Source organism: Sphingobium xenophagum NBRC 107872, from assembly GCF_000367345.1.
GTDB classification, from domain to species: Bacteria; Pseudomonadota; Alphaproteobacteria; order Sphingomonadales; family Sphingomonadaceae; genus Sphingobium; species Sphingobium xenophagum.
In genome coordinates this window covers 66,436-89,655 of the sequence record NZ_BARE01000012.1, presented here as the reverse complement: position 1 = coordinate 89,655, position 23,220 = coordinate 66,436, and the positions used below count along the sequence as shown (strand labels likewise).

Sequence of the window (23,220 nt, the reverse complement as noted above, 5' to 3'; positions counted from 1 at the left end):
AAATACATCCTGTCGAATTGCCATGGGTGACGAAGCTGATATAGCTCTTGCGATGACCAAAAAGCTGAGCCTGACCGAACGCGCCTACCGGCAATTGCGCGACGATCTCCTGACCTGTCGGCTGGTGCCCGGCGCCAAAATCAACATCAAGGATATCACCGAAACGCAGGGCTTCAGTCTCGGGGCGGTGCGCGAAGCCCTGTCGCGGCTCACGTCCGAGGGCTTTGTGACGCAGGACGATGCGCGGGGATTTCGGGTGACGCCGATATCGATCGGCGATCTGACGGATCTGGTCAGGGTCCGCAGCGATATTGAGGGGCAATGCCTCCGGCGCGCCATCGAGAAGGGAAGCCTGGACTGGGAAGCCTCGATCGTCAGCGCAGCCCATAGGTTGAGCAAGACCCCGACCCGCGACCCGCGAGAGGCGGCCCGTCTGAACGAGGATTATGCCGACGCCCATGCGGCCTTCCACCACGCCCTGGTCGCCGCGTGCGACAGTCCATGGTTGCTCAAGATGCGCGACTGGCTCTATGCCCAGTCGGAACGCTATCGCTATCTCACCGTGCCTTTGGCCCATGGCGACCGGGATTTGGTTCATGAACATGCGCAGATCGTCGACGCGGCGCTCGCGCGGGACGCCGACCGCGCCGAGGCGCTGCTGACGGACCATTTGATGGCGACGGCGCGGCTGCTGATCGACCCGCAGAATGCGCGGGGCGGGACCGATATCGAATGGGCGGCTGGCGCGGATCGGGCCCTCTGATCCCATATCAGCTCTGCCGGCTCTGACCGGTGCCACCGCCGCTGGCGGGCATCAGCATGTTGCTCATACCGCCATCAACCAGCAGGTCGACACCGCTGATGTGGCTTGCATGAGGGCCGATCAGAAACAGGATCGCCTGCGCGACATCCTCGGCCACGCCGAGTTTGCGCAGGGGAATATTGGCTTCCCGCTGGTCGCGCCGCGACAGATCTTCATATCCCGCAGCGGTCATCGGCGTGTAGGTGGGGCCGGGCGACACCGTATTGCATCGGATACCGTCCGGACCCCATTCGATGCTGAGCTGGCGTATCATCATCAGCAAGGCGGCCTTGCTGGAGGAATAAAAGCCAAGCGCGGGCGTAGGCTGGGTGGCCGACATGGACGCGGTCGCGACGAAGGCGCCCTTGCTCTCTTTCAGGTGAGGATGGGCCGCCTTGCCCAACAGCCAGGACGAGCGGGTGTTGATGGCGAAGATGCGATCGAAATCGCTGATCGGCAGTTCAACCAGCGCGCCGCCCATGATGATGCCGGCATTGCTGATGACGGCGTCGATCCCATCCATATGCGCGAGCGCCGCCGCGACAATCCGGTCGCCGCAATCCGGTTCGGCCAGATCAACCACGCAGGTCGCGGCGGCGGGGCCGACCGCATCGGCCACCACCTGCAGATTGGCGGCATCGCGATCCGCGAGCAGCATCCGGTGTTCACCCGGAATCATCGACCCGGCCGCCAGCAGTTCGGCGCATGCTCTGCCGATGCCGCTTGCAGCACCCGTGATGATCACCCGCATGTCACTCTCCCTACACTTTCATGGCGTCGATGCGCCGTGTTTCAGTCCTTCAGGCCCAGTTCGTCCATCAACGCGCCGCGCAGCTTGAACTTCTGGATTTTCGATGCCGACATCGGCCATTCGTCGATGAAGCGGATATGCCGCGGAACCTTGAAGGAAGCGAGGCGCTGCCGGGTATAGGCGATGATTTCCTCCGCCTTGACCTCCACATCGCCTTCGCGTTCGATGTAGGCCGCGGGGATTTCCGCCAGCCGCTCGTCAGGCAGCCCGACGACCTGCGCGAGACGAACCGCCGGATGGGTGGCCAGCACCGCTTCGACCTCGGCCGCCGCGACATTTTCCCCGCCCACTTTCAGCATATCCTTGAACCGGCCGTGGAACATGACGTGGCCATGTTCGTCGATCGAGCCGATATCGGCGCTATGATACCAGCCATCGGCATCGAGCGCCTCTGCGGTCTTCTGCGGGTCCTTGTAATAGCCGTCGAACAGATTGTAGCCGCGAATGAGGATTTCGCCGCGTTCGTCCACGCCCTTTTCCTCGCCGGTTTCGGGATCGACGATCTTCATCTCTATGCCCGCAAGGGGGAAACCGAGTTTCTTGAAGCCCATTTCCGGGTCCATCGCATAGCCGCCCGTGGTGACGATGCCGGTCGCCTCGGTCATGCCCATGGTGCCCACTTGGAGCATGTTTGGGGCTTTCTCCCGATAGGCCTGGCCTACGCGATCAGGCATGAAGGCGAAGCAGCTATTTTGCAGGCGCACCGACGACATGTCGGTCTTGGCCCAGTCGGGATGGGTGATCATGGCCTGATGGAAAGTGACGAAGGGCAGGAACATCATCGTCACCCGTTCATCCTCGATCTGCCGCAGACTCTCCCCGGCATCGAAATGCGGCTGGCCGATGAAGGTGCCGCCCACGTCGATCGCGCCCAGCATGCAGAGCATCGCAGCGATATGGAATAAAGGCAGCGGCGACCAGGCGCGCTCGTCGGGCTGGAAGGACCAGCGATAGCGAGCGAGATTCGATGCCTCCCGAGTGACGGCCTCATGGCTGAGCAGGCACCCCTTCGGGTTGGCCGACGTCCCTGACGTATACAGGATCATCGCGGTGTCGCGGACTCTGACGGTCAGACGGGATGCATGTACCTCTGCTTCCTCCACTTCCTGCACCGCCGAATCGAAGGTTGCCTGATCGACGAAACCGGGGACCGAACGGCCACCCAGCATCACGATCCGCTTGAGCAGCGGCGCGCCCGCAAGCGTGAGTGAGGAGGAGTCGGCGGCATCGGGCAGGTCGGGGAAAGCCTCAACCAGCCGCCGACCGAAATCGATATGCTCGCTGATCATATCATTGGTGATGATCGCCGCCAGATCGGCATTGTGCGCGACATAGGCCATCTCGGGCGCCTTGTACCGTGCGTTCATCAGCACTGACACGGCGCCGCACATCGCGTTGGCGAACAGGGTTTCGACAAATTCGATGCTGGACGGCAACAGGATGCCGACATGGTCGCCGCGCCGGATGCCCAGCGCCTTCAGGCCGCGTGCGCGCTTCAGGACGCTCTGCACGACATCATCATATGTCTTGCGTTCTCCCGGAAATACCAATGCTTCCTTGTCGGATGCCTTGTCCCACCCTTTGAGAAGCAGATCGCCCAGAGTGGTTGCAGAAATACGGAATGGGGCGCAATCTTCGCCTTGTGTGACCACGGATGTCCGCTCCTAAAATGCCGGTCAGCTATCGATGATGATCAGATTGCAGCCATCGCCTCTGCCTGCGCCTTTCGTTGGATAGGTGCAGCTTTGCCTTCCGGGTCCAAGAGCAAGGGCAGAGATTTTGTATCACTGTGCGGGAATTCACGATGGAAGCCTATGTCTACGATCATGTCCGGACGCCGCGCGGGAAGGGCCGCCCCGATGGCGCGCTGCACGAGATCACCTCTGTCGAAATGGCGACGCAGCTGTTGAAGGCGCTCCAGAGCCGCAATGATCTCGACACTGGACTGCTCGACGATGTGATCATCGGCATGGCCCAGCCCGTCGGTGAACAGGGCGGCGTGCTGGCGCGCGCGGCGGTGTTGCAGGCCGGCTATGCCCAGACGGTCGCGGGCCAGCAAATCCATCGCTTCTGCGCCACCGGCCTGGACGCCGTCAGCCTGATCGCGGCGCAGGTTCATTCGGGCATGATCCAGGCCGGCATCGGCGGTGGCGTCGAGTCGATGAGCCGCACGGTCATGGGGTATGACTCGGGCGCGTGGACGTCGGATCCGTCGGTCGCCTTCAGCAATTATTACGCCCCGCAGGGCATCGGCGCCGACCTGATCGCTACCCTGGACGGCTACACGCGCGAGGATGTCGACAATTTCGCCGTCGAGAGCCAGCGCAAGGCTGCCCATGCCTGGGAAAACGGCTATTTCAAAAACTCGATCGTGCCGATCAAGGATGTCCTGGGCGACGTGGTGCTCGATCATGATGAGCATATGCGGCCCGGCACCACGCTGGAAAGCCTCGCCAAGCTCAAGCCCGCTTTCGAAGGGTTCGGCAAGGCCGGGTTCGAGGCAGTGGTGAAGGCTAAATATCCCGAAATTGAAGAGCTGAACTATGTCCATCATGGCGGCAACAGCTCCGGTATCGTCGACGGCGCCGGACTGGTTCTTGTCGGGTCGAAGGAATTTGGGGAAAAGGCAGGCCTCAAGCCGCGCGGTCGCATCCGGTCCTACGCCAATATCGGGTCTGAGCCGACGATCATGTTGACGGCGCCGGCGGCGGTCTCTCGCAAGGCGCTCAAGGCGGCCGGCATGACCGAGAAGGATATTGATCTCTGGGAACTGAACGAAGCCTTCGCCAGCGTGGTGATGCGCTTCCAGCGGGAGCTGAATGTCCCCGACGACAAGATCAACGTCAATGGCGGGGCGATCGCGATGGGTCATCCGCTGGGCGCGACCGGCGCGATGATCCTGGGCACCGTGCTGGACGAGCTGGAGCGGCGCGACGCGGAGACCGGCCTTATCACCCTGTGCGCGGCCAACGGCCTGGGCACGGCTGCCATCATCGAGCGCGTTTGAGCGCGCACAGAACTTTAGAGCGGGACATCCCATGAAGACTATGCGACTGGAAAAGGCCGAGGACGGCTTTGCGATCCTGACCCTCGACGCCGAAGGCTCGATGAACGTCGTCAACGACGCTTTCATCGCCGACATGGAAGCGGCGACGAAGCAGATTGTCGCGGACGAAAGCATCAAGGGCGTCATCCTGACGTCGGCCAAGAAGACGTTCATGGCCGGTGCGGACCTCAAGCAGCTGGTGAACGGGTTCGGCACGCTGACGCCGCAGGAAGCCTATGCCTTTTCGAAGCGCGCCACCGACATGCATCGTGCCATCGAACAATCGGGCAAGCCCTGGGTGGCGGCGATCAACGGCCTGGCGCTGGGCGGGGGTTTCGAGCTGGCGCTGGCGTGCCACCGGCGCATCCTGGCGGATGATGCCAAGGCGCAGGTCGGTTTGCCCGAAGTCAATGTCGGTCTGCTGCCCGGATCGGGCGGCACCGTGCGGTTGGGCATTATCGCAGGCATGAAGATCGCGCTGGACCTGCTGCTGTCGGGCCGCTCGGTGGGGCCGCAGGAAGCGCTCAAGCTCAAGATCGTGGACGAGGTCGTCCCGGCGGACAAGCTGATCGACGCGGCCAAGGCGTGGCTTGCGACCGGGCCGGATCCGGTCAAGCCCTGGGATGTCAAGGGTTGGACGCCGCCGCAGAAGAAGGGCATGACCGTCCCTGAGGATTCGGCCGCCTACATGATGTATACAGGTGGCCTGGCCAAGGGGGGTTACAATCAACCTGCGCCCGCCGCGATCCTGAACTCGGTGTTCCACGGCTTGCAGTTGCCCTTTGACAAGGCGCTGGCGGTGGAGGGGAAATATTTCGCCAAGCTGCTGACCGATCCGGTCGCGCGCAACATCATCCGCACCACCTTCATTTCGAAGCAGGCGGCCGAAAAGGGCGCGCGTCGTCCCGAAGGCTTCCCGAAGTTTGAAGCGAAGAAAGTGGGCGTGCTGGGCGCGGGCATGATGGGCGCGGGCATTGCGTTCGTGTCCGCCAATGCGGGTATCGACGTCGTTCTGATCGACCGCGACACCGCGACCGCGCAGAAGGGCAAGGACTATTCGGCCAAGGTGCTGGGCAAGCTGGTCGAAAAGGGCAAGCTGACGCAGGACAAGGCGGACGCCGTGCTCGCCCGCATCACCCCGACCGACGACTTTGCGCTGCTCGATGGCTGCGACATGGTGGTCGAAGCGGTGTTCGAGGATACGGCGATCAAGGCCGAAACCACGAAGAAGGCCGAAGCGGTGCTGCCGGCACAGGCCATTTTCGCGTCCAACACCTCGACCCTGCCGATCTCGCAGCTCGCCCAGGCGTCGCGGAGCCCGGACCAGTTCATCGGCCTGCACTTCTTTTCGCCGGTCGACCGCATGGGGCTGGTCGAGGTCATCATGGGCAAGCAGACCAGCAAGGAGACGCTGGCCAAGGGCCTCGACTTCATCGCGCAGTTGCGCAAGACGCCGATCGTCGTCAACGACAGCCGTGGCTTCTACACCAGCCGCGTGTTCCAGATGCTGATCCACGAAGGCGCGGCGATGCTGGCGGAGGGCGTTCCCCCCGCGGTGATCGAAAACGCGGCCAAGGCCGTCGGCATGCCGGTCGGGCCGCTGGCGCTGCTGGACGAACTGACGCTCGACCTGCCGCTCAAGATCGTCGACCAGGCGATCGCCGAGGAAGGCGATAAATATACGCCACCCGCAGGCACTGCCGTCATGCGGCGGATGAAGGACGAGATCGGCCGGTCCGGCCGGAAGACCGGCGGGGCGTTCTATGATTATCCCGAAGGCGGCAAGAAGCATCTGTGGAAGGGCCTGGCCGATCATTTCCCGGTCAAGCAGGACTGGGATGTCGAGGAACTGAAGAAGCGCTATCTCTATGCGCAGGCGATGGAAACCGCCCGCTGCCTGGAGGAAAATGTGCTGGAAACTCCGCAGGACGCCGATCTGGGTGCGATCTACGGCTGGGGTTTCCCGGCCTGGACCGGCGGGACGATCAGCTACATTGACACGATCGGCATTAAGAAGTTCGTTGAGGAATCCGATAGGCTCGCCCAGCTTTATGGCCCGCGCTTCCTGCCGTCCGCATGGCTGCGCGACAAGGCGGCAAAGGGTGAGGATTTCTACACGCCCGCGAGCGAAACCAGGGTCAAGGAGCCAATGCCGGCATGAAGCGCCTGATTTTCGAGCAGGAGCATGAGCAGTTCCGCGACTCCGTCGTCAAGTTCATGACGACGGAGGTGGGCGCTCACGCCGAACGTTTTCGCGAGCAGGGCATGGTCGACCGTGAGCTGTTCCTGAAGGCGGGCGAGCAGGGCTTGCTGTGCACCTGGGCGGACGAGAAATATGGCGGGGCGGGGATTGACGATTTCCGCTTCGAGCAGATCATCATCGAGGAGAATATGCGCCACGGCGACATAGGCTTCTACATCAACCTGCATAATGATCTGGTCGCGCCCTATATCGCCAAGCTCGGCACCGACGAACAGAAGGACCGCTGGATGCCAGGCATCGTCAGCGGCGAGAAGATTCTGGCCGTCGCGATGACGGAACCGTCCACCGGCAGCGACCTGGCGGGTATGCGCACCAGCGCGGTGGACAAGGGCGACCATTGGCTGTTGAACGGCGCCAAGACCTATATTTCCAATGGCATTTTGGCCGATCTGGTCGTCGTGGCCGCGCGGACCGACCCCAATAGCCGCCACGGTCTGGGCCTTATGGTCGTCGAACGCGGCATGGAAGGGTTTGAACGCGGGCGCAAGCTGGCGAAGATGGGGCTCAAGGCGCAGGACACGGCCGAGCTCTTCTTCAACGATGTCAGGGTGCCGAAGGGGAATGTGCTGGGCGATCCGGCCCAAGGCTTCAAATATCTCGCCCGCTTCCTGGCGCAGGAGCGGCTGGTCGCGGCCATCGGCTTCATGGCGACGGCGCAGACCGCATTCGACATCACGCTCGACTATGTGAAGGAACGCCGGGCCTTCGGAAAGCCGATTGGCGCGTTCCAGAATACGCGGTTCAAGATGGCTTCGATGCGGGCCGAACTGGACGCGCTTCAGACCTATGTCGACCAGTGCGTGATGCTGCTCAACGCGGGCGAGTTGACCGCAGAAGACGCGTCGGCGGCCAAACTGCTGACCAGCGAACTGGAAGGCCGGGTGATGGACGAATGCGTCCAGCTTCATGGCGGGGCGGGCTATATGGAAGAATATCGCATCAGCCGCATGTATACTGACGCCCGCATCAGCCGCATCTTCGCCGGAACCTCGGAAATCATGCGCGAAATCATCGGTCGCGGACTGGGCCTGGACGAGCGTAAGCTGTCCTGACCGCAAAACCGGGGGTGGGTCGAATGCTTGATGTCGAACGATTGCGCGGCTTCCGGGTGCCGGAAGCACAGGATGTTTGCGATCCGCGATCCGCTATTCTCTACGCGCTGGGTGTCGGCGCTGGGCTGGGCGCGATCGATGAACGGCATCTGGTCTTCGAACGCGATCAGGCCGTGTTGCCGACCATGGCGCTGGTTCTGGGAACACCTGGCTTCTGGCCGATGGCGCCGGAACTGGGCTGGGACTGGCCGCGCATCCTGCATGGCGAACAGACGCTGAAACTGTTCCGGCCGCTCGAACTGGGTCAACTGGTGAACGGCCGGATCGAGATTGTCGGTCTCGCCGATAAGGGGGTAGGCAAGCCCGCCCTTGTGCGGGCAAAACGCGTGATCACCACGCCGACGGACCGGCTGATCGCCGAGATGGAGGAAGTGTGGGTCTTGCGAGGAGCGGGTGGTTTTGGCGGGCCGCGTGATCTGGACGGACCGGCGCCGGTCGTCATGCCGGATGCGCCCGCGGACGCCTGTCTTGACCTTCCGACGGCTTCCAATCAGGCGATGCTCTATCGCCTGACCGGCGACCGCAACCCCCTGCATATCGATCAAGGCACGGCGCAGGCGGCGGGTTTCGATCGGCCGATACTGCATGGCCTTGCCACCATGGGTCTGGTTGGGCGCGCGTTGATCCATCTGTGCTGCGGCGGCGATCCGGGTTTGTTGACCGACATGCGGGTGCGTTTCACCGCGCCGGTCTGGCCGGGTGAAACGGTTCGGACGGAAATCTGGCGCCGGGGCGACGCCGTATCGTTTCGGGCTAGCGTGCCTGACAGGAATAGCATCGTCATCGATGGCGGCGAGGCCCGCATCGGTGGTTTCAAGGAAGAACGGGACGTATTGAAGTGAATATATTGGATGGCAAGATCGCACTGGTGTCCGGCTCCGGACGGGGCATTGGGAAGGCTATCGCGCTGAAACTGGCAAGCGCCGGCGCCCATGTCGTGGTGAACGACCTGGACGAGGATGTGGCAAAGGCGACGGCGAGTGAAATCGAAAGCCTTGGCGTCCGCGCCGTGGTGTGCGTGGGCGACGTGACGGATGCCGATTTCGGCGACAAATTTGTAGGAGCGGCGGTCGCGCATTTCGGCACGATCGACATCATCGTGAACAATGCGGGCTATGCCTGGGACTCGGTTCTTCAAAAGACGAGCGACGAGCAGTGGATGGCCATGCTCGACGTTCATCTCAATGCCCCTTTCCGTATATTGCGCGCCGCGCAACCGGTAATCGCCGCCACGGCGAAGAAGGAGGCCGCCGAACATGGTCGTCCCACACGCCGCACGGTCATCAATATATCGTCCGTGGCGGGTCTTGGCGGCAATGCCGGTCAGTCGGGCTATGCGGCGGGCAAGGCGGGGATCGTCGGTCTCACCAAGACGGTGATGAAGGAATGGGGGCGACATAATGTCACCGTCAACGCGGTGGCTTTCGGCGCCATCATGACGCGCATGACCGCGGGCGAGGCGGGCAGCACGACCATCAGCGTCAAGGGTCGGGACATCAAGGCCGGCGTCAGCGACGAAATATTGGAAGCCATGGAAAAGGGCATTCCGCTGGGCCGTGCCGGCACGCCGGAAGAAGCCGCCGGCGCCGTCTACCTGCTCTGCCTGCCCGAAGCCGATTATATCACCGGCGAGGTGATCGTCGCGGGCGGGGGCTGGAAACTCTGACGATATGATGGGCGGGCCTTGGCGCCCGCCCTCGGTCAGGCGGGCCAGCCAGGCGTGCGGCCCTGCATCGCCTGAAAGATGGCACGCATGGGATCGGGTACGGATCCGGCGCCGATGCCAGTGCCGAAATTGATCCCCCGCCGCTCATATATCCGCCATCCCTGGGCCGTGCGCCGCAGCCTGTCCTCATAGCCGCCCACGGCCAGAAGGTCCGTCGGGCGCAGCGGATCGGCACCGGGGATATCGAACCACTGCCAGGCCATGACTCGGCTGGCTGCGCGCGCTTCGTCGCCATTCACCTCTATCACCACATTGGTGATGTTGTGCGAACAGCCCATTAGAGCGCCCTGATAACCCATGCACTGGGCATGGATGGCTTCCCGTCCCACGGAACGCGCGCTGCCAAAGTCGATCGATCCATCCTCCGTGAATACTTCCTCAGCAATACGGTGAAACTGCATCGAATCTACCAGATGGGCGTAACGATAGAGGCATTCCTCGATCGCGAGGCGGTCCGCCAGCATGGCGAGGTCGATCATCATGGCGAATAGCTTTCTTTACCTGACGTGAGCGTGGGGGGCTTATTTCAGCCGCAGCCAACGACCCCGCCGTCGACCGGAATCTGGGCGCCGGTGACATATGCGCCCGCGCGCGAGCACAGGAAAATGACGATGCCGGCGATATCGTCCGGTGAACCCAGGCGTTGGAGCGGAATATGCGCCAGCAGGGCAGGATCGACCTGATCCTCATCCCGCATATGCGCCGTCATTTTGGTTGGGAAGAAGCCGGGAATGACCGCATTGACGGTGATGTTGCGCGCCGCCAAATCGCCGGCCAGATCGCGCGTCATCATATGGACCGCAGCCTTGCTCGCAGCATAGCTGTACGCGCTGAGCCGCTCTGTCTTCATCCCCGCGACCGAACCGATGTTGATCACCCGCGCCGGATCGCCAGCCTTTCCGGACGCGCCGAGTTCGGGCAGGAGTTCCCGGACCATGGTGAACGGCGTCTGGACGTTGACGGCCATCACGCCCGGCCAAGCCTTGTCGGGGAAGCTGTCGATCGGCCCGCCCCAGGTCTTGCCCGCATTGTTGACCAATATATGGCATTCGCCGACCGCTTCGCGATAACGGGCGACGAGGTCGACCGCCGCCTCGGGCGTTGACAGGTCGGCGGGGAGGGGGATGCACGATCCCAGCGCCGCCATTTCCCGTGCCGCCTCTTGGCAGATGTCGACCTTGCGGGATGTGATCGCCACTGTCGCGCCAGCCCGCAGCAGACCTTCGGCGATCATGCGGCCCAGACCTTGCGCGCCGCCGGTAACCAGCGCCTTTTTGCCAGTCAGGCTGAACAGATCGCTCACATCGTCACCACGACTTTGCCGAACTTGTGCTGGTCGCGCAGATGCAGAAGCGCCTCTTTGGCCTGGGCAAGCGGATAGGTCGCCTCGATCACCGGCTTGATGGCATGTTGCTCGGCAAAAGCGAGCATTTCCTTGAAGTCCTGAGGATCGCCGACCTGGCTGCCGACGATGCTGGCGCTCTTGAGGAAGATGTCGGTGGCGTTGAACTTGATCTCATTGCCGGCGGTGGACCCGTAGATGACGATCCGCGCGCCCGGATTGATCGCGCGGACATAATTGGCGAAGCTCGGCGATGGCGCGCCGTCCAGCACCACGTCGATGCCGCCGGTGAGTTTGCCGACCTGCTTGCGCCAGTCGGGATCGGTGTACAGCAGGCCGCCCTTCGCCCCCATGGCCACGGCACGATCGATCACGTCCTGGTTTTCGCCGGTGACATAGACATTGGCGCCCTTGGCCACGGCGAAGGCTAGGCCGAATGTGGCCACGCCGCCGCCTACGCCGCTGATGAGCAGCGTCTCTCCCGCTTCCAGCCGTCCCTTGAACATCAGCGCGCGCCACGAGGTCAGCGCCGTCAGCGGCATGGCCCCGGCTTCCTCGAAACTCATGAAGGCCGGCTTGGGCGCCAGATTGTCGACCGGAACGCAGATATATTCGGCGATCGTCCCAGCGAAGGGCATACCGAGCAGGCCGAAATCGGCGGCCGGCGCGTGGCGGTTCGGCCCCCAGTTGCGTGCAGGATAGAGCACAACCTCATCGCCCTCGCGGACGCCGGTGACGCCTTCGCCGATCATGTCGACCACGCCCGCACCATCACAGCCCAGCGTGATCGGAACCGTCATCCCGGGATATTGCCCGTGGGTGATGAACAGTTCACGATGGTTTACGGATGCGGCCCGCACCGCGACACGCACCTCTCCCGGACCGGGCACTGGCGTGACGACTTCCGCCACCACGACGGATTCAGGGCCGTCGATCCGTTCGAGATAAAGGGCCTTCATGGTCAACCTTTCCTAATATCCTGCTCGGCGCCGCGGTCTGTATGGCAACACCGGCTGCATAACGACCTCAGCTTCCTGGGCGGAAAGCTGGACATTTTTCCATGTCATTGGGAACCTATCTGCCGATAGGAAAAAGGGATTGCGTTATAGATTCATCGCGCAGAATATATTTCGCATAACAAACGAATCGCGCCAAGGGCGTTAGGAGAGAAGAGCATGACCGTCGTGCCCACAGCTATCTTGCCACCGCGTTCGACTCATATGCCGATCCGGCGGGCCGCATTGGTAGCGCTGACGGAGAGAGTGGGGCAGTCGCGCATGACCGCAGTGTCTGCACCAGCTGGGAGCGGAAAAACGACCGCAATGCTGTTCTGGGCGGATGAACTCAGAGCGCAGGGGCGCCCCGTTTTGTGGCTCGCGGCCAGGGCAGGCATAAAAAATAAGCGGTCCTTTCTCCAGGCGCTCAAGGCCGCAGGTATTGCGGCCGGCATGCCGTGGGACGCACTGGACAGTGACGCCTCCGACGAAAGCTGGCTATCCGCCCTCGCGACGATGGGCAGTGCAAAGCCGGTCATCATCGTGGATGACGCGCAGTTTCTGGCCAAGCCCATTCTGGAATTTTTGGCGCAACTATCGTCGAGCGCGCGCGACGCATTGACCATCATCATCGCCGCGCGCGGTACTGTCGGCCTGTCGTTGGCGCGAATGCGTGCGCTCGGATTCCTGGTCGAAGTGGGCGTCGCCGATCTGTCCTTCACCTTGGCGGAAGCGACGGAACTGGTCACGCGGTCAATCGGGTCGCCGGTGGATTCGCGCGACCTTCAGGACATTGTGGGCGATACCCAGGGCTGGGTTTCCGGCATCGTTATTGCCTGCGATCTCTATCGCCGCACCAGCGACAGCGCGGTCAAGCTCCGGCTGACTGGTCTGCGTCCCGAATTTGCCGAATATTTCCATGATGAAGTGTTAAGTTTGCAGCCCGACGACGTCCGCCGCTTCCTCGTCGACACCTCGATCCTTGATGAATTGACGCCCTCCGCTTGCGCCGCGGTCACCGGCGACGAAAATGCGCGCGCGATGCTGGACCATGTCTTTCGTGAAGGCCTGTTTCTGAACGCGATTGATCAGGAACATAGCCGCTATGCCTATCACCGGCTGTTCCGCGAAATGGTGCTGGGCCGGCTGATCGATCGGGCGCCGGACCGCGCTGCCGTCATGCATCGACGGGCGAGCGAATATTTTGCCGAAGCCGGCCAGCTTGCCCTGGCGATCGAACATGCGCGGCTGAGCGGGGACAAGGCGTTTCTGGCCGACCAGTTGGATCGCTTGGCCGAGGGGCTGACCTATTCGGGCTATCTCTACCGCATCGACGAACTGGGCGCGGAACTGCCCTGGCCGATCCTCGCCGAACGGCCTAACCTGCTCCTGGCTCTGGCCTGGAGACGCATCCGCCAACTGGCCTTTTCATCGGCCGACAGGCTGATTTCCGCTGCGCGGCTGGCCTGTGAAGCGAAGCGCGAGGCGCAGTCCCTGCCCGCGCACGAAATCGAGCAACTGGACCTGTTGATCCGCCATCGTTTCGTCATGCTTGCGGCGGCGCGAGACGACATGGTCAGGGTCGAGGCTGATTCGGAGCCGCTGCTCGCCGAACTGGCCGATAGCCATGCCTATCTCAGCTGCACCTTGCTGGCGCAGCTCATGTCGGCGCGGCGCGAACTCTATCATTTTCAGGACATGCTCAAGCTGGAGGCGGAAACCAGCCGCGCTCTGTCGCGTCCCGGCTCGGCCTTCGCATCCATCGCCCTGAAGGCCTCGGTCGCGCCGACCATGATGGCGCAGGGCAAGATTCCCTTGGCGCAACGCTTTCTGGAAGAGGCCTTTGCGTTAGCTGTCGAAATCCATGGCGCAGGTTCCGGTCTGGCCGCGCTTCCTGCGTTGCCGTTGGCCGAACTGCTCTATGATGCAGGCGACCTGGAGCAGGCGGCGGAGCTGGCGGACCAATATCTGCCAGTGGTGCGGCAATGGGGATTTTCCGATCAGATGGCGTCGGGCTATCTGGTCAGCGCGCGCCTGCGGGCGGCAAGGGGCGATCTGTCCAGCGCACTTTCGACGCTTAACGATGCCCATCTCGTGGCGATCGAATGCGGGCTTGATCGTCTGCGCTCCTTCGTCGTGGCCGAAGAGGTGCGGCTTTTGATCAAGGCGGGGCAGATCGACGAGGCGGAGCAGCATTTCCTGGCGGGCGATCCGCAACTGGACGGCGAACCCATTCCCACCCTGCACCCGACGCGGCGCAATGAAAATATCGCGATCGCCTGGCTCAGGATCGAGATGCAGCGTCATCGGCTGGGCCGAGCGCGCAAGGTCGCCTATCGGTGGCTGGAATTCGTCAAGCGCGCGGGAGCGGTCCGATCCGCCGTAATCTTCGAATTGCTGCTGGCGGAAATCGCGGTGCTTCAGGGCAACCGCTCCGAGGCGCGCAGGGCCGTTCGCGCTGCCGTAGAGATGGCCGAACCGGCCGGCTGGGTGCGGGTCTTCGTCGATGAAGGAGAAGTGATCGCGTCTCTCATCATCGAAGCCTATTCGCAGGGGCCGGAACTGGAAACGCCGGCTGATCGCTTCGCCGTCCGCCTTGTGTCGATGTTGAGGCGGGGACCGCAGATCGAAGCGGATGAAGAAGAGGAGGATGATTTCGGCCTGACCGGGCGCCTCGCCAACCGGGAAGTGGACATTTTAACGATGGTGAGCGGAGGACTGCGCAACAGGGAAATCGGCGACCGTCTCGGCCTGACCGAAGGCACCGTCAAATGGTATATGCAGCAAATCTACGACAAGCTGGGCGTGCGCCGTCGGCCACAGGCGGTTCTGCGGGCGCGGCAGCTCGGCATCCTGCCCTGAAGCGCCCGCCGCTTCCTATCGAAGGATAGATTGCGCGGTTCGCGCAACCTGCGACCGGCGCAATCTGCGCGAAAGGAAATATCATGGCAAAACGCAAGGTCATCATCAGCTGCGCGATTACTGGCGCAATCCACACGCCCTCCATGTCGCCCTATCTGCCCGTGACGGCGGAGGAGATCGCGGAATCGGCGGTCGGCGCGGCGGAGGCGGGCGCGGCCATCATCCACCTGCATGCGCGCAATCCCGTCGATGGGCGGCCGGACCAGAATCCCGAGCTGTTCGAACCCTTCCTCAAGGTCATCAAGCAGCGCAGCGACGCCGTCTTGAACCTGACCACGGGCGGGCACCCCTCCATGACGGTGCAGGAACGGATCCGTCCCGCCCAGACTTTCGCCCCGGAAGTGGCCAGCCTCAATATGGGGACCATGGGCTTTGGTCTGTTCCCGATGCTGGATCGCTACAAGTCGTTCAAGCATGACTGGGAACCCGCCGCGCTCGAAGCATCGCGCGACCTGGTGTTCAAGAACACCTATGCCGACATCGAACATCTACTGACGACCTTGTCGCCGCTGGGCACGCGCTTCGAATTCGAATGCTATGACACCAGCCATCTCTATAACCTGAAATATTTTCTCGATCGCGGCCTCGTCAAGGCGCCGCTGTTCATCCAGACCTGCTTCGGCATATTGGGCGGCATCGGCAGCCACCCCGACGATATCATGCATATGAAGCGGACCGCCGACCGGCTGTTCGGCGACCAATATGAATGGTCCGTGCTGGGGGCCGGTGCGCGTCAGATGAGCATCGTCGCCATGGCGGCATCCATGGGTGGCAATGTCCGTATCGGTCTGGAGGATTCGCTGTGGGGCGGCCCGGGCCGGCTCGCCGAGACCAATGCAGAGCAGGTGAAGACTGCGCGGCAGATCGTCGAAGGCATGGGTCTTGAAATCGCCACGCCCGATGAGGCGCGCGCCATGCTGGACCTCAAGGGCGCAGACCGGACGAATATCTGATGACGGAAAAAAGCGGGCCGCTGGCCGGTATTCGCCTGCTGGAGATCGACGCGATCGGTCCCGTACCGCTCGCGGCGATGCTGCTCGCCGATATGGGCGCCGAGATCGTCCGCATCGCCCGGCCGCCATCGGCCGCGGCGGGGGACTGGGATGACGTCGGCGGCGACATCCTGCACCGCAGCCGGGTCGTGACCCATCTCGATCTCAAGCAGGACGCCGATCGCGAACAGTTGCTCGCGTTGATCGAGCGGGCGGACGGACTGATTGAGGGATACAGGCCCGGCGTCATGGAACGCCTCGGCGTCGGTCCCGATGTCTGCCTCGCGCGCAATCCGCGGTTCGTGTTCGGCCGAATGACAGGCTGGGGCCAGTCCGGGCCGCTTGCCCTGCGAGCGGGCCATGACATCAATTATCTGTCAATCACCGGCGCGCTCCACGCGATGGGAGAGCGACAGGGTACGCCGCCAGTGCCGCTCAATCTGGTAGGCGATTATGGCGGCGGCGCCATGTTCTTGATCTTTGGTCTGTTGAGCGCACTGCTGGCGGCGCAACGGACGGGCCGGGGGCAGGTCGTCGACGCCTGTATCACGGACGGCGTCGCGTCGTTGATGAGCCTATTCTACGCATGGCAGCCCAAGGGTTTGTGGGAAGATGCGCCCGGCTCCAATCTGCTGGACGGTGCGGCGCCCTTCTACCGCTGTTACGAATGCGCCGACGGTCGGCATGTCGCGGTGGGATGTCTGGAACCGAAATTCTTTGCCCAGATGGTGGACGGATTAGGTCTCTCCGACAGATGTTATGACCAGAATGATCGTGAAGGCTGGCCTGCGATGCAGGTTGAATTGGCCGCGGCATTTCTGACCAAGAGCCGGGATGAGTGGGCCGCTCTGTTTGCTGCGAGCGATGCTTGCGTGACGCCGGTTCTGTCGATGGAGGAAGCGCCCCGGCACGCGCATAATGAAGCGCGGGCGACTTTCGTACAGCGTCATGGAGTGGTCCAGCCATCGCCGGCACCCCGCTTGTCCCTCGATGCGGGCGCCATTGGCGAGCCGTCCGTCGCGTCGGCGGCGGACCTGATCGCGGCTTGGTCTTAAGGCGCGGATCGCGCCAGGACAGCGGCATTCACCTTCGTAGAAAACTTGCTTGGATCAGGACGGGGCGTTCGTCAGGACGCTGGCTGTATCGAACGGCAAGACCGCAGCGCGGCAGCCTGTCGCGCCGCTGCGGCGCAAATGCCACATCGAGATCAATTATTTCTGGTCGATATGAATCCTGTCCAGCGATAGGTGGTAAATCGCGACTAATGTCGATTTTGCCACAGGCGATCAGGCCTGCGTCGCACGCAGGTCACACGGAAAAACTGATTAACTGGGAGGATATTTATGCGATTGGCCGCACTGAAACTGGCATTGGTTGCGAGCGCCGCAGCGGTGGCATTTCCCTCATGGGCGCAGTTCGTCGCTTCGGCCGCGCCGCAGGCGGATAGTGCGAATGCCGGTGACATAGTTGTCACGGCTCGCCGCCGGGAAGAACGACTGCAGGACGTTTCGGTTTCCATTTCCGCCTTTTCATCAGAGGCGCTGGAACGCAGCACCGTCCAGACGGTAAGCGATGTTAAAACGATCGCCCCCGGCTTCACCTTCTCCTCCGAAGGGGGCAAGGACAATGTCGCGCTGACCCTGCGCGGCATTGGCCAGTTGCCCCTGGGCGAGGTGACTCCCGGCGTTGTCATCTATCTCAACGACACCCCTTTGCCCTCGGTCGGATCGAACGTCCCGACTTATGACATTGGCAGCATTCAGGTGCTAAAGGGGCCGCAGGGGACGCTGTTCGGCCGCAACACTTTGGGCGGCGCGGTCGTGATCGGCAGCCAGAAGCCGAGCTACGCCTTCGAAGGCTATGTCGAGGGCACCTATGGACGCTTCGATTATCGCGAACTGGAAGGCGCGGTGAATATTCCGATTATCGAGGATAAGGTCGCTTTCCGCGCTGCAGGCCAGATCCGCCGTCAGGATCCCCGGACGATCGCCTTTGACGGCGGCCCGGGATTCGATAATATCCATCAGGACGCCTACCGTCTCTCGCTGCTGGTCGAGCCGTTCGAGGGCCTCAAGAGCACCACCATCTATGAATATTTCAAAGGCGACGAACTCGCCGGCGGCCTCTATCTGCTGCGCGAGAATTTCCCCTTTGCCGCGCTGGGCCTGGGGGTTGTCGAGCCACAGGTGCAGGCCGCTTTGCAGGCACAGAAAGCCAATCGTCGCGGGTCGTTCGACGGCGGCATCAACGGCGGCGCGGCCTATCGCAAGACCACGGCGATCACCAATGACACGTCCTTCAGCTTCGGCGATCTGACGCTACGCAACATTTTTGGCTATCGAAAGAATTACAGCTATCAGTTGATCAACACCGGCGGGCTGCCGCAACTGCAAATCCCCACGGGTCTGCCGTCTCCCGCGCCCTCGGCCGTGCCGTTTACCCTTTTCACGGCGTCTTCCGTGCTGGATCGGCAATATCTGACAAATGAAACCCAGTTGCTGGGCGATTTTGGGTCGTTCAACTTCATCGTCGGCGCCTTCTATAATAATGATAAGCCTCACGGCCCCAGTGGATCGCAGTTCACGGCATTTTCGTTGGGCGGAGTTCCGGCGCCTGCGGTGTCAGCCCATGTCCGCAACAAGAACTGGGCGGTCTACGGTCAGATCGGTTATGAATTCACCGACAAGCTGAAGCTCAATCTCGGCGCGCGCTACAGCTGGGACAAAGTGTCGGCTTGCGGCGGCACCATCGGCACGGCCTATGTCGACGAATCCACCTGCCTCAGCACGGCAGCCCTGGGTCTGGCCGACGGCGTCGGCACCGTATCCAACAAGGGCGAGGAGCCGAGCTGGACCATCGGCCTTGATTATAAGGCGACCCCGGACTGGCTGCTCTATATCGTGTCGCGACGGGGCTATCGGGGCGTCAATGTGAACACGCCGCTCTTCGAAACGCCCTTTACCACAGGCGGCACGAACCCGGCCTGCGTGGCGACCGGGGGCGTCTGCGCAGACCTTCGTCCCTTCCAGAAGACGGGGGAGGAAACAATCACGGACGTCGAGATCGGCTCCAAATATGACTATCATGTCGGGTCCGCGCGCGGGCGTCTCAATCTGGCCGCCTATTACAGCAAATATAAGAATGCGCTTCAGTTCCTGAACACGCAGACGACCGTCCCGAACGGCACGCCGGATTCGCCGACCAACGGCTCCCTGGCCGCCAACGTCGCCGATCTGCGGATCTGGGGCGTCGAACTGGAGGCGTCCATCAGCCCCGTGCGCAGCCTCACCGTCGGTTTCAATGCCGCCTATACCAATGTGAAGGTGGAAAGCCTGACCATTCCTGCGGGACTGCCATCGACCATCGTGCTGGGCGAGGGCCAGATCAACAAATATTCGCCCAGTTTCTCCGGCACGGCCAGCGTGAGCTGGACCCTGCCGGTCCGCCCGGCTGACGGCGATGTGGTGGTCAACGCCGACCTGTTCATGACCGACGATTTTGGCGGCCAGAATGGCGAAAAGCTGCCGGGTTACCAACTGGCCAACGCGCGTCTGGATTGGCGCGGGATAGGCGGCACGGGCCTAGATCTGGGCATTTATGTGAAGAACCTCTTCAACGAGAAATATTTCTCGGCTTCCAGCGTTCTTCTGCCGTCCTTCCCCACCAGTTCGGTCTATGCCGGCGATCCGCGGACGTGGGGCGTCACGGCCAAATATACGTTCTGACGCACCCGTGAGAGGGGAGGGGTGAGCGACCTGCCCGCCTCCCCCCCTCTACAAGGACAGGTTTGCAGCGGGACGGCAGGGCGTAGGTAGTTCTGGAGAGGATGACCATGAAGCTCGGCATATGCAGCATGTGGGGGGATCGGCTGGACGGATTTCGCGAAGAGGTCCGTCTTGCCGCCGATCTTGGCTTTGAGCTTATCAGCGTGGGCGATTCGCCGGCGGGTTGGCACGAACTTTACGTGTCGCTGACCCTCGCCGCGCTTGACGCGCCGAAAGCGACTTTGACGCCACTGGTCACCTCGCCTTTCATGCGACATCCGCTGGTGACGGCCTCCGCCCTCAGCACCATCGACGATCTCTCCGGCGGGCGCGTGGCGCTGGGCCTGGCGACGGGCGGGAGCACGGTCATGGCGATCGGCCGCCCGCCCGCCACGCAGCGGGAAATCCGCGCCGAGCTGGCGGTTCTGCGGGACCTGTTCGCCGGACGGCCAACGCAGATGAACGGCGCGCAGATCACACCGCTCCGTTTCGCGCGCCCGATTCCGATCTATTATTCCGCTTTCGGTCCCAAAGCGCTGGCGCTGGCGGGTGAGCAGGCCGACGGCGTCATATTGTTCGCGGGCGAACGCCATCTCGATGCACTGAAGGACCGGATCGACGCCGTCCGGGCCGCGGCGCAGGCGGCGGGCCGCGATCCCCTGTCGATTGATATCTGGGTCGTTTCCTACGCCTCGATCCGTCCCACCCGGGCCGAGGCCGTTGACGATCTCAAGGCGTTCATCGTCGTCAATGGCATGGCCTTCCGCACGCCCGAAACCTTGGCGCTTGTCCCGACGCAGTTTCGCGGCAAGATCGACGCCTTGCACGCGCGCTATGATCCGACCGAGCATGTGGTCGTGGGCGGCAGGAATGTGGCCCTGATGGAGGAATTGGGCTTGACCGAGTTTCTGGCGGACTTCGATACGCTGGCGGGACCGGTCGATGCGGCCGTGGACATGCTGCGGCGCCTGGAGGCGATGGGAGTCTCCACCTTCATCGCGGCCTTGCCTGGGCACGCCGCGCCGCTAGAAACCATTCGCGGGCTTGCCCAAGCGCGGAGTATGATGTGACACTGGATCTACTGCATCTCAGCGAAGACGAAGCAGCGGGCATCGCGACGGTGCTGCGATCCCGGTCGCTCGGCGACATGATGGAGGCGGCGGAGGCGATGACGGTGGCGGCACATGGCCGTCGCGTGACCTATTCGCGCAAGGTCTTCATTCCCCTGACCAAATTGTGCCGCGACGTGTGCCACTATTGCACTTTCGCCACCACCCCGGCCCGCGCAGGCGAAGCCTATCTTGGCAGGGAAGAGGTTCTGGCTATCGCCCGCGCCGGCGCGGCGGCCGGTTGCCGGGAAGCCCTCTTCACGCTCGGCGATCGGCCTGAGGCCCGCTATGCCGCCGCGCGAGAGGCTCTCAGCGGGCTTGGGCATGACTCGACCCTGTCCTATCTGGCCGAAATGGCAGAACTGGTGTTCCGCGAGACGGGCTTGCTGCCGCATCTCAATCCCGGTCTGATGAACGGCGAGGATTATGCGCGGTTGCGGCCTCATGCCGCCTCCATGGGCATCATGCTGGAAAGCAGCTCTGATCGCCTGTGCGCGCGCGGCGGCCCGCATTTCGGATCGCCCGACAAGACGCCCGCCCTGCGCCTGGCCGCCATTGAGGAGGCCGGACGGGCGCGCGTGCCGTTCACGACGGGCCTGCTGATCGGCATCGGCGAAACCCGCGACGAACAGGTGGAGGCGCTGGTCGCCATTCGCGATCTGCATCGCCGCTACGGGCATATTCAGGAAGTCATCATCCAGAATTTCCGGGCAAAGCCGGGGACGCGCATGGCGGATCATGCCGAACCGTCGCTCGACGATCATCTCTGGGCCATCGCCGCCGCCCGGATCATCTTGGGGCCGCAGATGACGATCCAGGCGCCACCCAATCTCCACGACCGGGTCGATCTGGCGCCGCTGATCCGGGCCGGCGTCAATGACTGGGGCGGGGTGTCGCCCGTGACGCCCGACCATGTGAATCCGGAGGCGCCCTGGCCGCATCTGGAGATATTGGAGGACGCCACCAAAGCCGCAGGCCGCATATTGATGCAGCGGCTCGCGATCGGCCCGCGTCATGCGCTTGCTGCGCGGGATTGGGCTGCGCCAGCCATCGCCGCCCAGATCCTGCGCGCCATCGACGGCCGGGGCTTGCCCAAGGTGGATGAATGGTCCGCGGGACATGGCGATCCAGCACCCGACACCATGGTGTTGGAGCCGGTTCTCGCCTCCCGATCGATCCTGTCCATCCTTGACGCTGCGGAGGAGGGTGAACGGCTGAGCGAAGCGGACATCGTAACCCTGTTCGATGCCGACCAGGATGATTTCGCCGCCATCGTCGACCGGGCCGACCGGTTGCGACGACAGGCCGTGGGCGACACGCTGACCTATGCGGTCAACCGCAACATCAACTATACCAACATCTGCCTCTATAAATGCGGCTTCTGCGCCTTTTCCAAGGGGAGCACTAAGGCCATGCGCGGCCCGGCCTACAGGCTCGACATGGAAGAGGTCGGACGCCGCGCGGCCGAAGCCTGGGATCGCGGTGCGACCGAAGTCTGCCTGCAGGGCGGGATCCATCCCGATTATGACGGGCATACCTATCTCAATGTCCTCAAGACGGTGCGCGAGGCCGCGCCGGATATCCATATCCATGCCTTTTCGCCGCTCGAAGTGACGCATGGCGCCCGCACGCTCGGCCTGCCGCTGGAGGATTATCTGGCGCGGCTGAAGGAAGCGGGGCTGTCCACGCTGCCCGGGACGGCGGCGGAGATACTGGACCCTGAGGTTCGCGATATCATCTGCCCGGACAAGGTGACCGCGGACGAATGGATCGAGGTGATGCGCGTGGCCCACGGGGTGGGCCTGCGCAGCACGGCCACGATCATGTTCGGCCATGTCGAGGAATATAAGCATTGGGCGCGCCATCTGCTGCGCATTCGCGGATTGCAGGAGGAGACGGGCGGCTTCACCGAATTCGTCCCGCTGCCCTTCGTCCATATGGAATCACCGATATGGCGCAAAGGGCTGGCGCGATCAGGCCCCAGCTATCGAGAAGCGGTGTTGATGCACGCCGTGGCGCGCATCGCGTTGCATCCGGTGATCCCCAATATCCAGGTGTCCTGGGTGAAGATGGGGCCGGAGGGAGCCGCGGCAATTCTGAAGGCAGGCGCCAATGACATGGGCGGTACGCTGATGGATGAATCGATCACCAGGGCTGCCGGCGGCGTCAACGGGCAGGAATTTGGCCCCAGGGAGATGCATGCCCTGGCGGCATCCGTCGGTCGACCTGTGCGCCAACGCACCACGCTTTACGAGCCGGCGCGCCCGCGTCGCGTCGTCTTGGCTGAACCATCGTGAACGATCTGCAACATCCATCGCCCGCTCAATTGAAGGACA

Annotated in this window: 18 protein-coding genes; 13 read left to right on the top strand and 5 right to left on the bottom strand. The window is 62.9% G+C overall.

Annotation, left to right across the window (positions count from 1 at the left end; translation table 11 throughout):
• Positions 1 to 52: 52 nt before the first annotated feature.
• Positions 53 to 763 (top strand): GntR family transcriptional regulator, encoded by a 711-nt coding sequence (locus SX1_RS07190; RefSeq protein WP_241763553.1) that lies wholly within the window; start codon positions 53 to 55, stop codon positions 761 to 763.
• Between the two features lie 7 nt (positions 764 to 770).
• On the opposite strand, the gene SX1_RS07185 is transcribed toward SX1_RS07190, so the two are convergent.
• Positions 771 to 1,553 (bottom strand): SDR family NAD(P)-dependent oxidoreductase, encoded by a 783-nt coding sequence (locus tag SX1_RS07185; RefSeq protein ID WP_019052437.1) that lies wholly within the window; start codon positions 1,551 to 1,553, stop codon positions 771 to 773.
• A 41-nt stretch (positions 1,554 to 1,594) separates the two neighbouring features.
• On the bottom strand, positions 1,595 to 3,265 hold the full coding sequence (locus SX1_RS07180; RefSeq protein WP_019052436.1) for a class I adenylate-forming enzyme family protein: 1,671 nt from the start codon (positions 3,263 to 3,265) through the stop codon (positions 1,595 to 1,597).
• A 152-nt stretch (positions 3,266 to 3,417) separates the two neighbouring features.
• On the opposite strand from SX1_RS07180, the gene SX1_RS07175 reads away from it, so the two are divergent.
• Genes SX1_RS07175 through SX1_RS07155 form a run of 5 tightly spaced genes read left to right on the top strand, consistent with a single transcriptional unit; the run spans position 3,418 to position 9,700 of the window.
• Positions 3,418 to 4,620, top strand: a complete 1,203-nt coding sequence (locus SX1_RS07175) for an acetyl-CoA C-acetyltransferase (protein WP_017180924.1) — start codon at positions 3,418 to 3,420, stop codon at positions 4,618 to 4,620.
• Positions 4,621 to 4,651: 31 nt separating this feature from the next.
• On the top strand, positions 4,652 to 6,820 hold the full coding sequence (locus SX1_RS07170; protein WP_026149564.1) for a 3-hydroxyacyl-CoA dehydrogenase NAD-binding domain-containing protein: 2,169 nt from the start codon (positions 4,652 to 4,654) through the stop codon (positions 6,818 to 6,820).
• Complete coding sequence (locus SX1_RS07165) at positions 6,817 to 7,974, top strand: acyl-CoA dehydrogenase family protein (RefSeq protein ID WP_009823744.1); 1,158 nt, start codon at positions 6,817 to 6,819, stop codon at positions 7,972 to 7,974. Before SX1_RS07170 ends, SX1_RS07165 begins: the two co-directional genes overlap by 4 nt.
• Before the next feature lie 23 nt (positions 7,975 to 7,997).
• Complete coding sequence (locus SX1_RS07160; protein ID WP_017180926.1) at positions 7,998 to 8,876, top strand: MaoC/PaaZ C-terminal domain-containing protein; 879 nt, start codon at positions 7,998 to 8,000, stop codon at positions 8,874 to 8,876.
• Positions 8,873 to 9,700, top strand: coding sequence for an SDR family NAD(P)-dependent oxidoreductase (locus tag SX1_RS07155; protein ID WP_019052434.1), 828 nt, complete (start codon positions 8,873 to 8,875; stop codon positions 9,698 to 9,700). Before SX1_RS07160 ends, SX1_RS07155 begins: the two co-directional genes overlap by 4 nt.
• A gap of 35 nt (positions 9,701 to 9,735) precedes the next feature.
• Here the strand turns inward: SX1_RS07155 and SX1_RS07150 are convergent, their stop codons facing one another.
• Genes SX1_RS07150 through SX1_RS07140 form a run of 3 tightly spaced genes read right to left on the bottom strand, consistent with a single transcriptional unit; the run spans position 9,736 to position 12,061 of the window.
• Positions 9,736 to 10,242, bottom strand: coding sequence for a nuclear transport factor 2 family protein (locus SX1_RS07150; protein WP_019052433.1), 507 nt, complete (start codon positions 10,240 to 10,242; stop codon positions 9,736 to 9,738).
• 44 nt (positions 10,243 to 10,286) lie between these two features.
• Positions 10,287 to 11,063: an SDR family oxidoreductase gene (locus SX1_RS07145; protein WP_017180929.1), complete on the bottom strand. Its 777-nt coding sequence runs from the start codon at positions 11,061 to 11,063 to the stop codon at positions 10,287 to 10,289.
• Complete coding sequence (locus SX1_RS07140) at positions 11,060 to 12,061, bottom strand: quinone oxidoreductase family protein (protein ID WP_017180930.1); 1,002 nt, start codon at positions 12,059 to 12,061, stop codon at positions 11,060 to 11,062. Before SX1_RS07140 ends, SX1_RS07145 begins: the two co-directional genes overlap by 4 nt.
• Before the next feature lie 216 nt (positions 12,062 to 12,277).
• Between SX1_RS07140 and SX1_RS07135 the strand changes: the two genes are divergently transcribed.
• The 7 genes from SX1_RS07135 to cofH all read left to right on the top strand — a co-directional run bounded on the left by SX1_RS07135 (position 12,278) and on the right by cofH (position 23,181).
• Positions 12,278 to 14,959 carry a winged helix-turn-helix domain-containing protein gene (locus tag SX1_RS07135; protein WP_026002033.1) on the top strand — a complete coding sequence of 894 codons (2,682 nt, stop codon included), beginning with the start codon at positions 12,278 to 12,280 and terminating at the stop codon, positions 14,957 to 14,959.
• 83 nt (positions 14,960 to 15,042) lie between these two features.
• Positions 15,043 to 15,972: a 3,5-dioxohexanoate:acetyl-CoA acetone transferase gene (kce, locus tag SX1_RS07130; RefSeq protein ID WP_019052432.1), complete on the top strand. Its 930-nt coding sequence runs from the start codon at positions 15,043 to 15,045 to the stop codon at positions 15,970 to 15,972.
• The gene (locus SX1_RS07125; protein WP_017180933.1) at positions 15,972 to 17,066 is read left to right on the top strand and encodes a CaiB/BaiF CoA transferase family protein; all 1,095 of its coding nucleotides are present in this window, start codon (positions 15,972 to 15,974) and stop codon (positions 17,064 to 17,066) included. Before kce ends, SX1_RS07125 begins: the two co-directional genes overlap by 1 nt.
• Before the next feature lie 49 nt (positions 17,067 to 17,115).
• Positions 17,116 to 17,241, top strand: a complete 126-nt coding sequence (locus SX1_RS24785; RefSeq protein ID WP_017180934.1) for a hypothetical protein — start codon at positions 17,116 to 17,118, stop codon at positions 17,239 to 17,241.
• Positions 17,242 to 17,354: 113 nt separating this feature from the next.
• Entirely contained in the window at positions 17,355 to 19,736 is a 2,382-nt protein-coding gene (locus SX1_RS07115; protein WP_019052431.1) for a TonB-dependent receptor, read from the top strand.
• Positions 19,737 to 19,837: 101 nt separating this feature from the next.
• Positions 19,838 to 20,845, top strand: a complete 1,008-nt coding sequence (locus tag SX1_RS07110; RefSeq protein ID WP_019052430.1) for an LLM class flavin-dependent oxidoreductase — start codon at positions 19,838 to 19,840, stop codon at positions 20,843 to 20,845.
• Positions 20,842 to 23,181: a 5-amino-6-(D-ribitylamino)uracil--L-tyrosine 4-hydroxyphenyl transferase CofH gene (cofH, locus tag SX1_RS07105; RefSeq protein WP_019052429.1), complete on the top strand. Its 2,340-nt coding sequence runs from the start codon at positions 20,842 to 20,844 to the stop codon at positions 23,179 to 23,181. The genes SX1_RS07110 and cofH overlap by 4 nt, the downstream gene beginning before the upstream one ends.
• Positions 23,182 to 23,220: the final 39 nt, after the last annotated feature.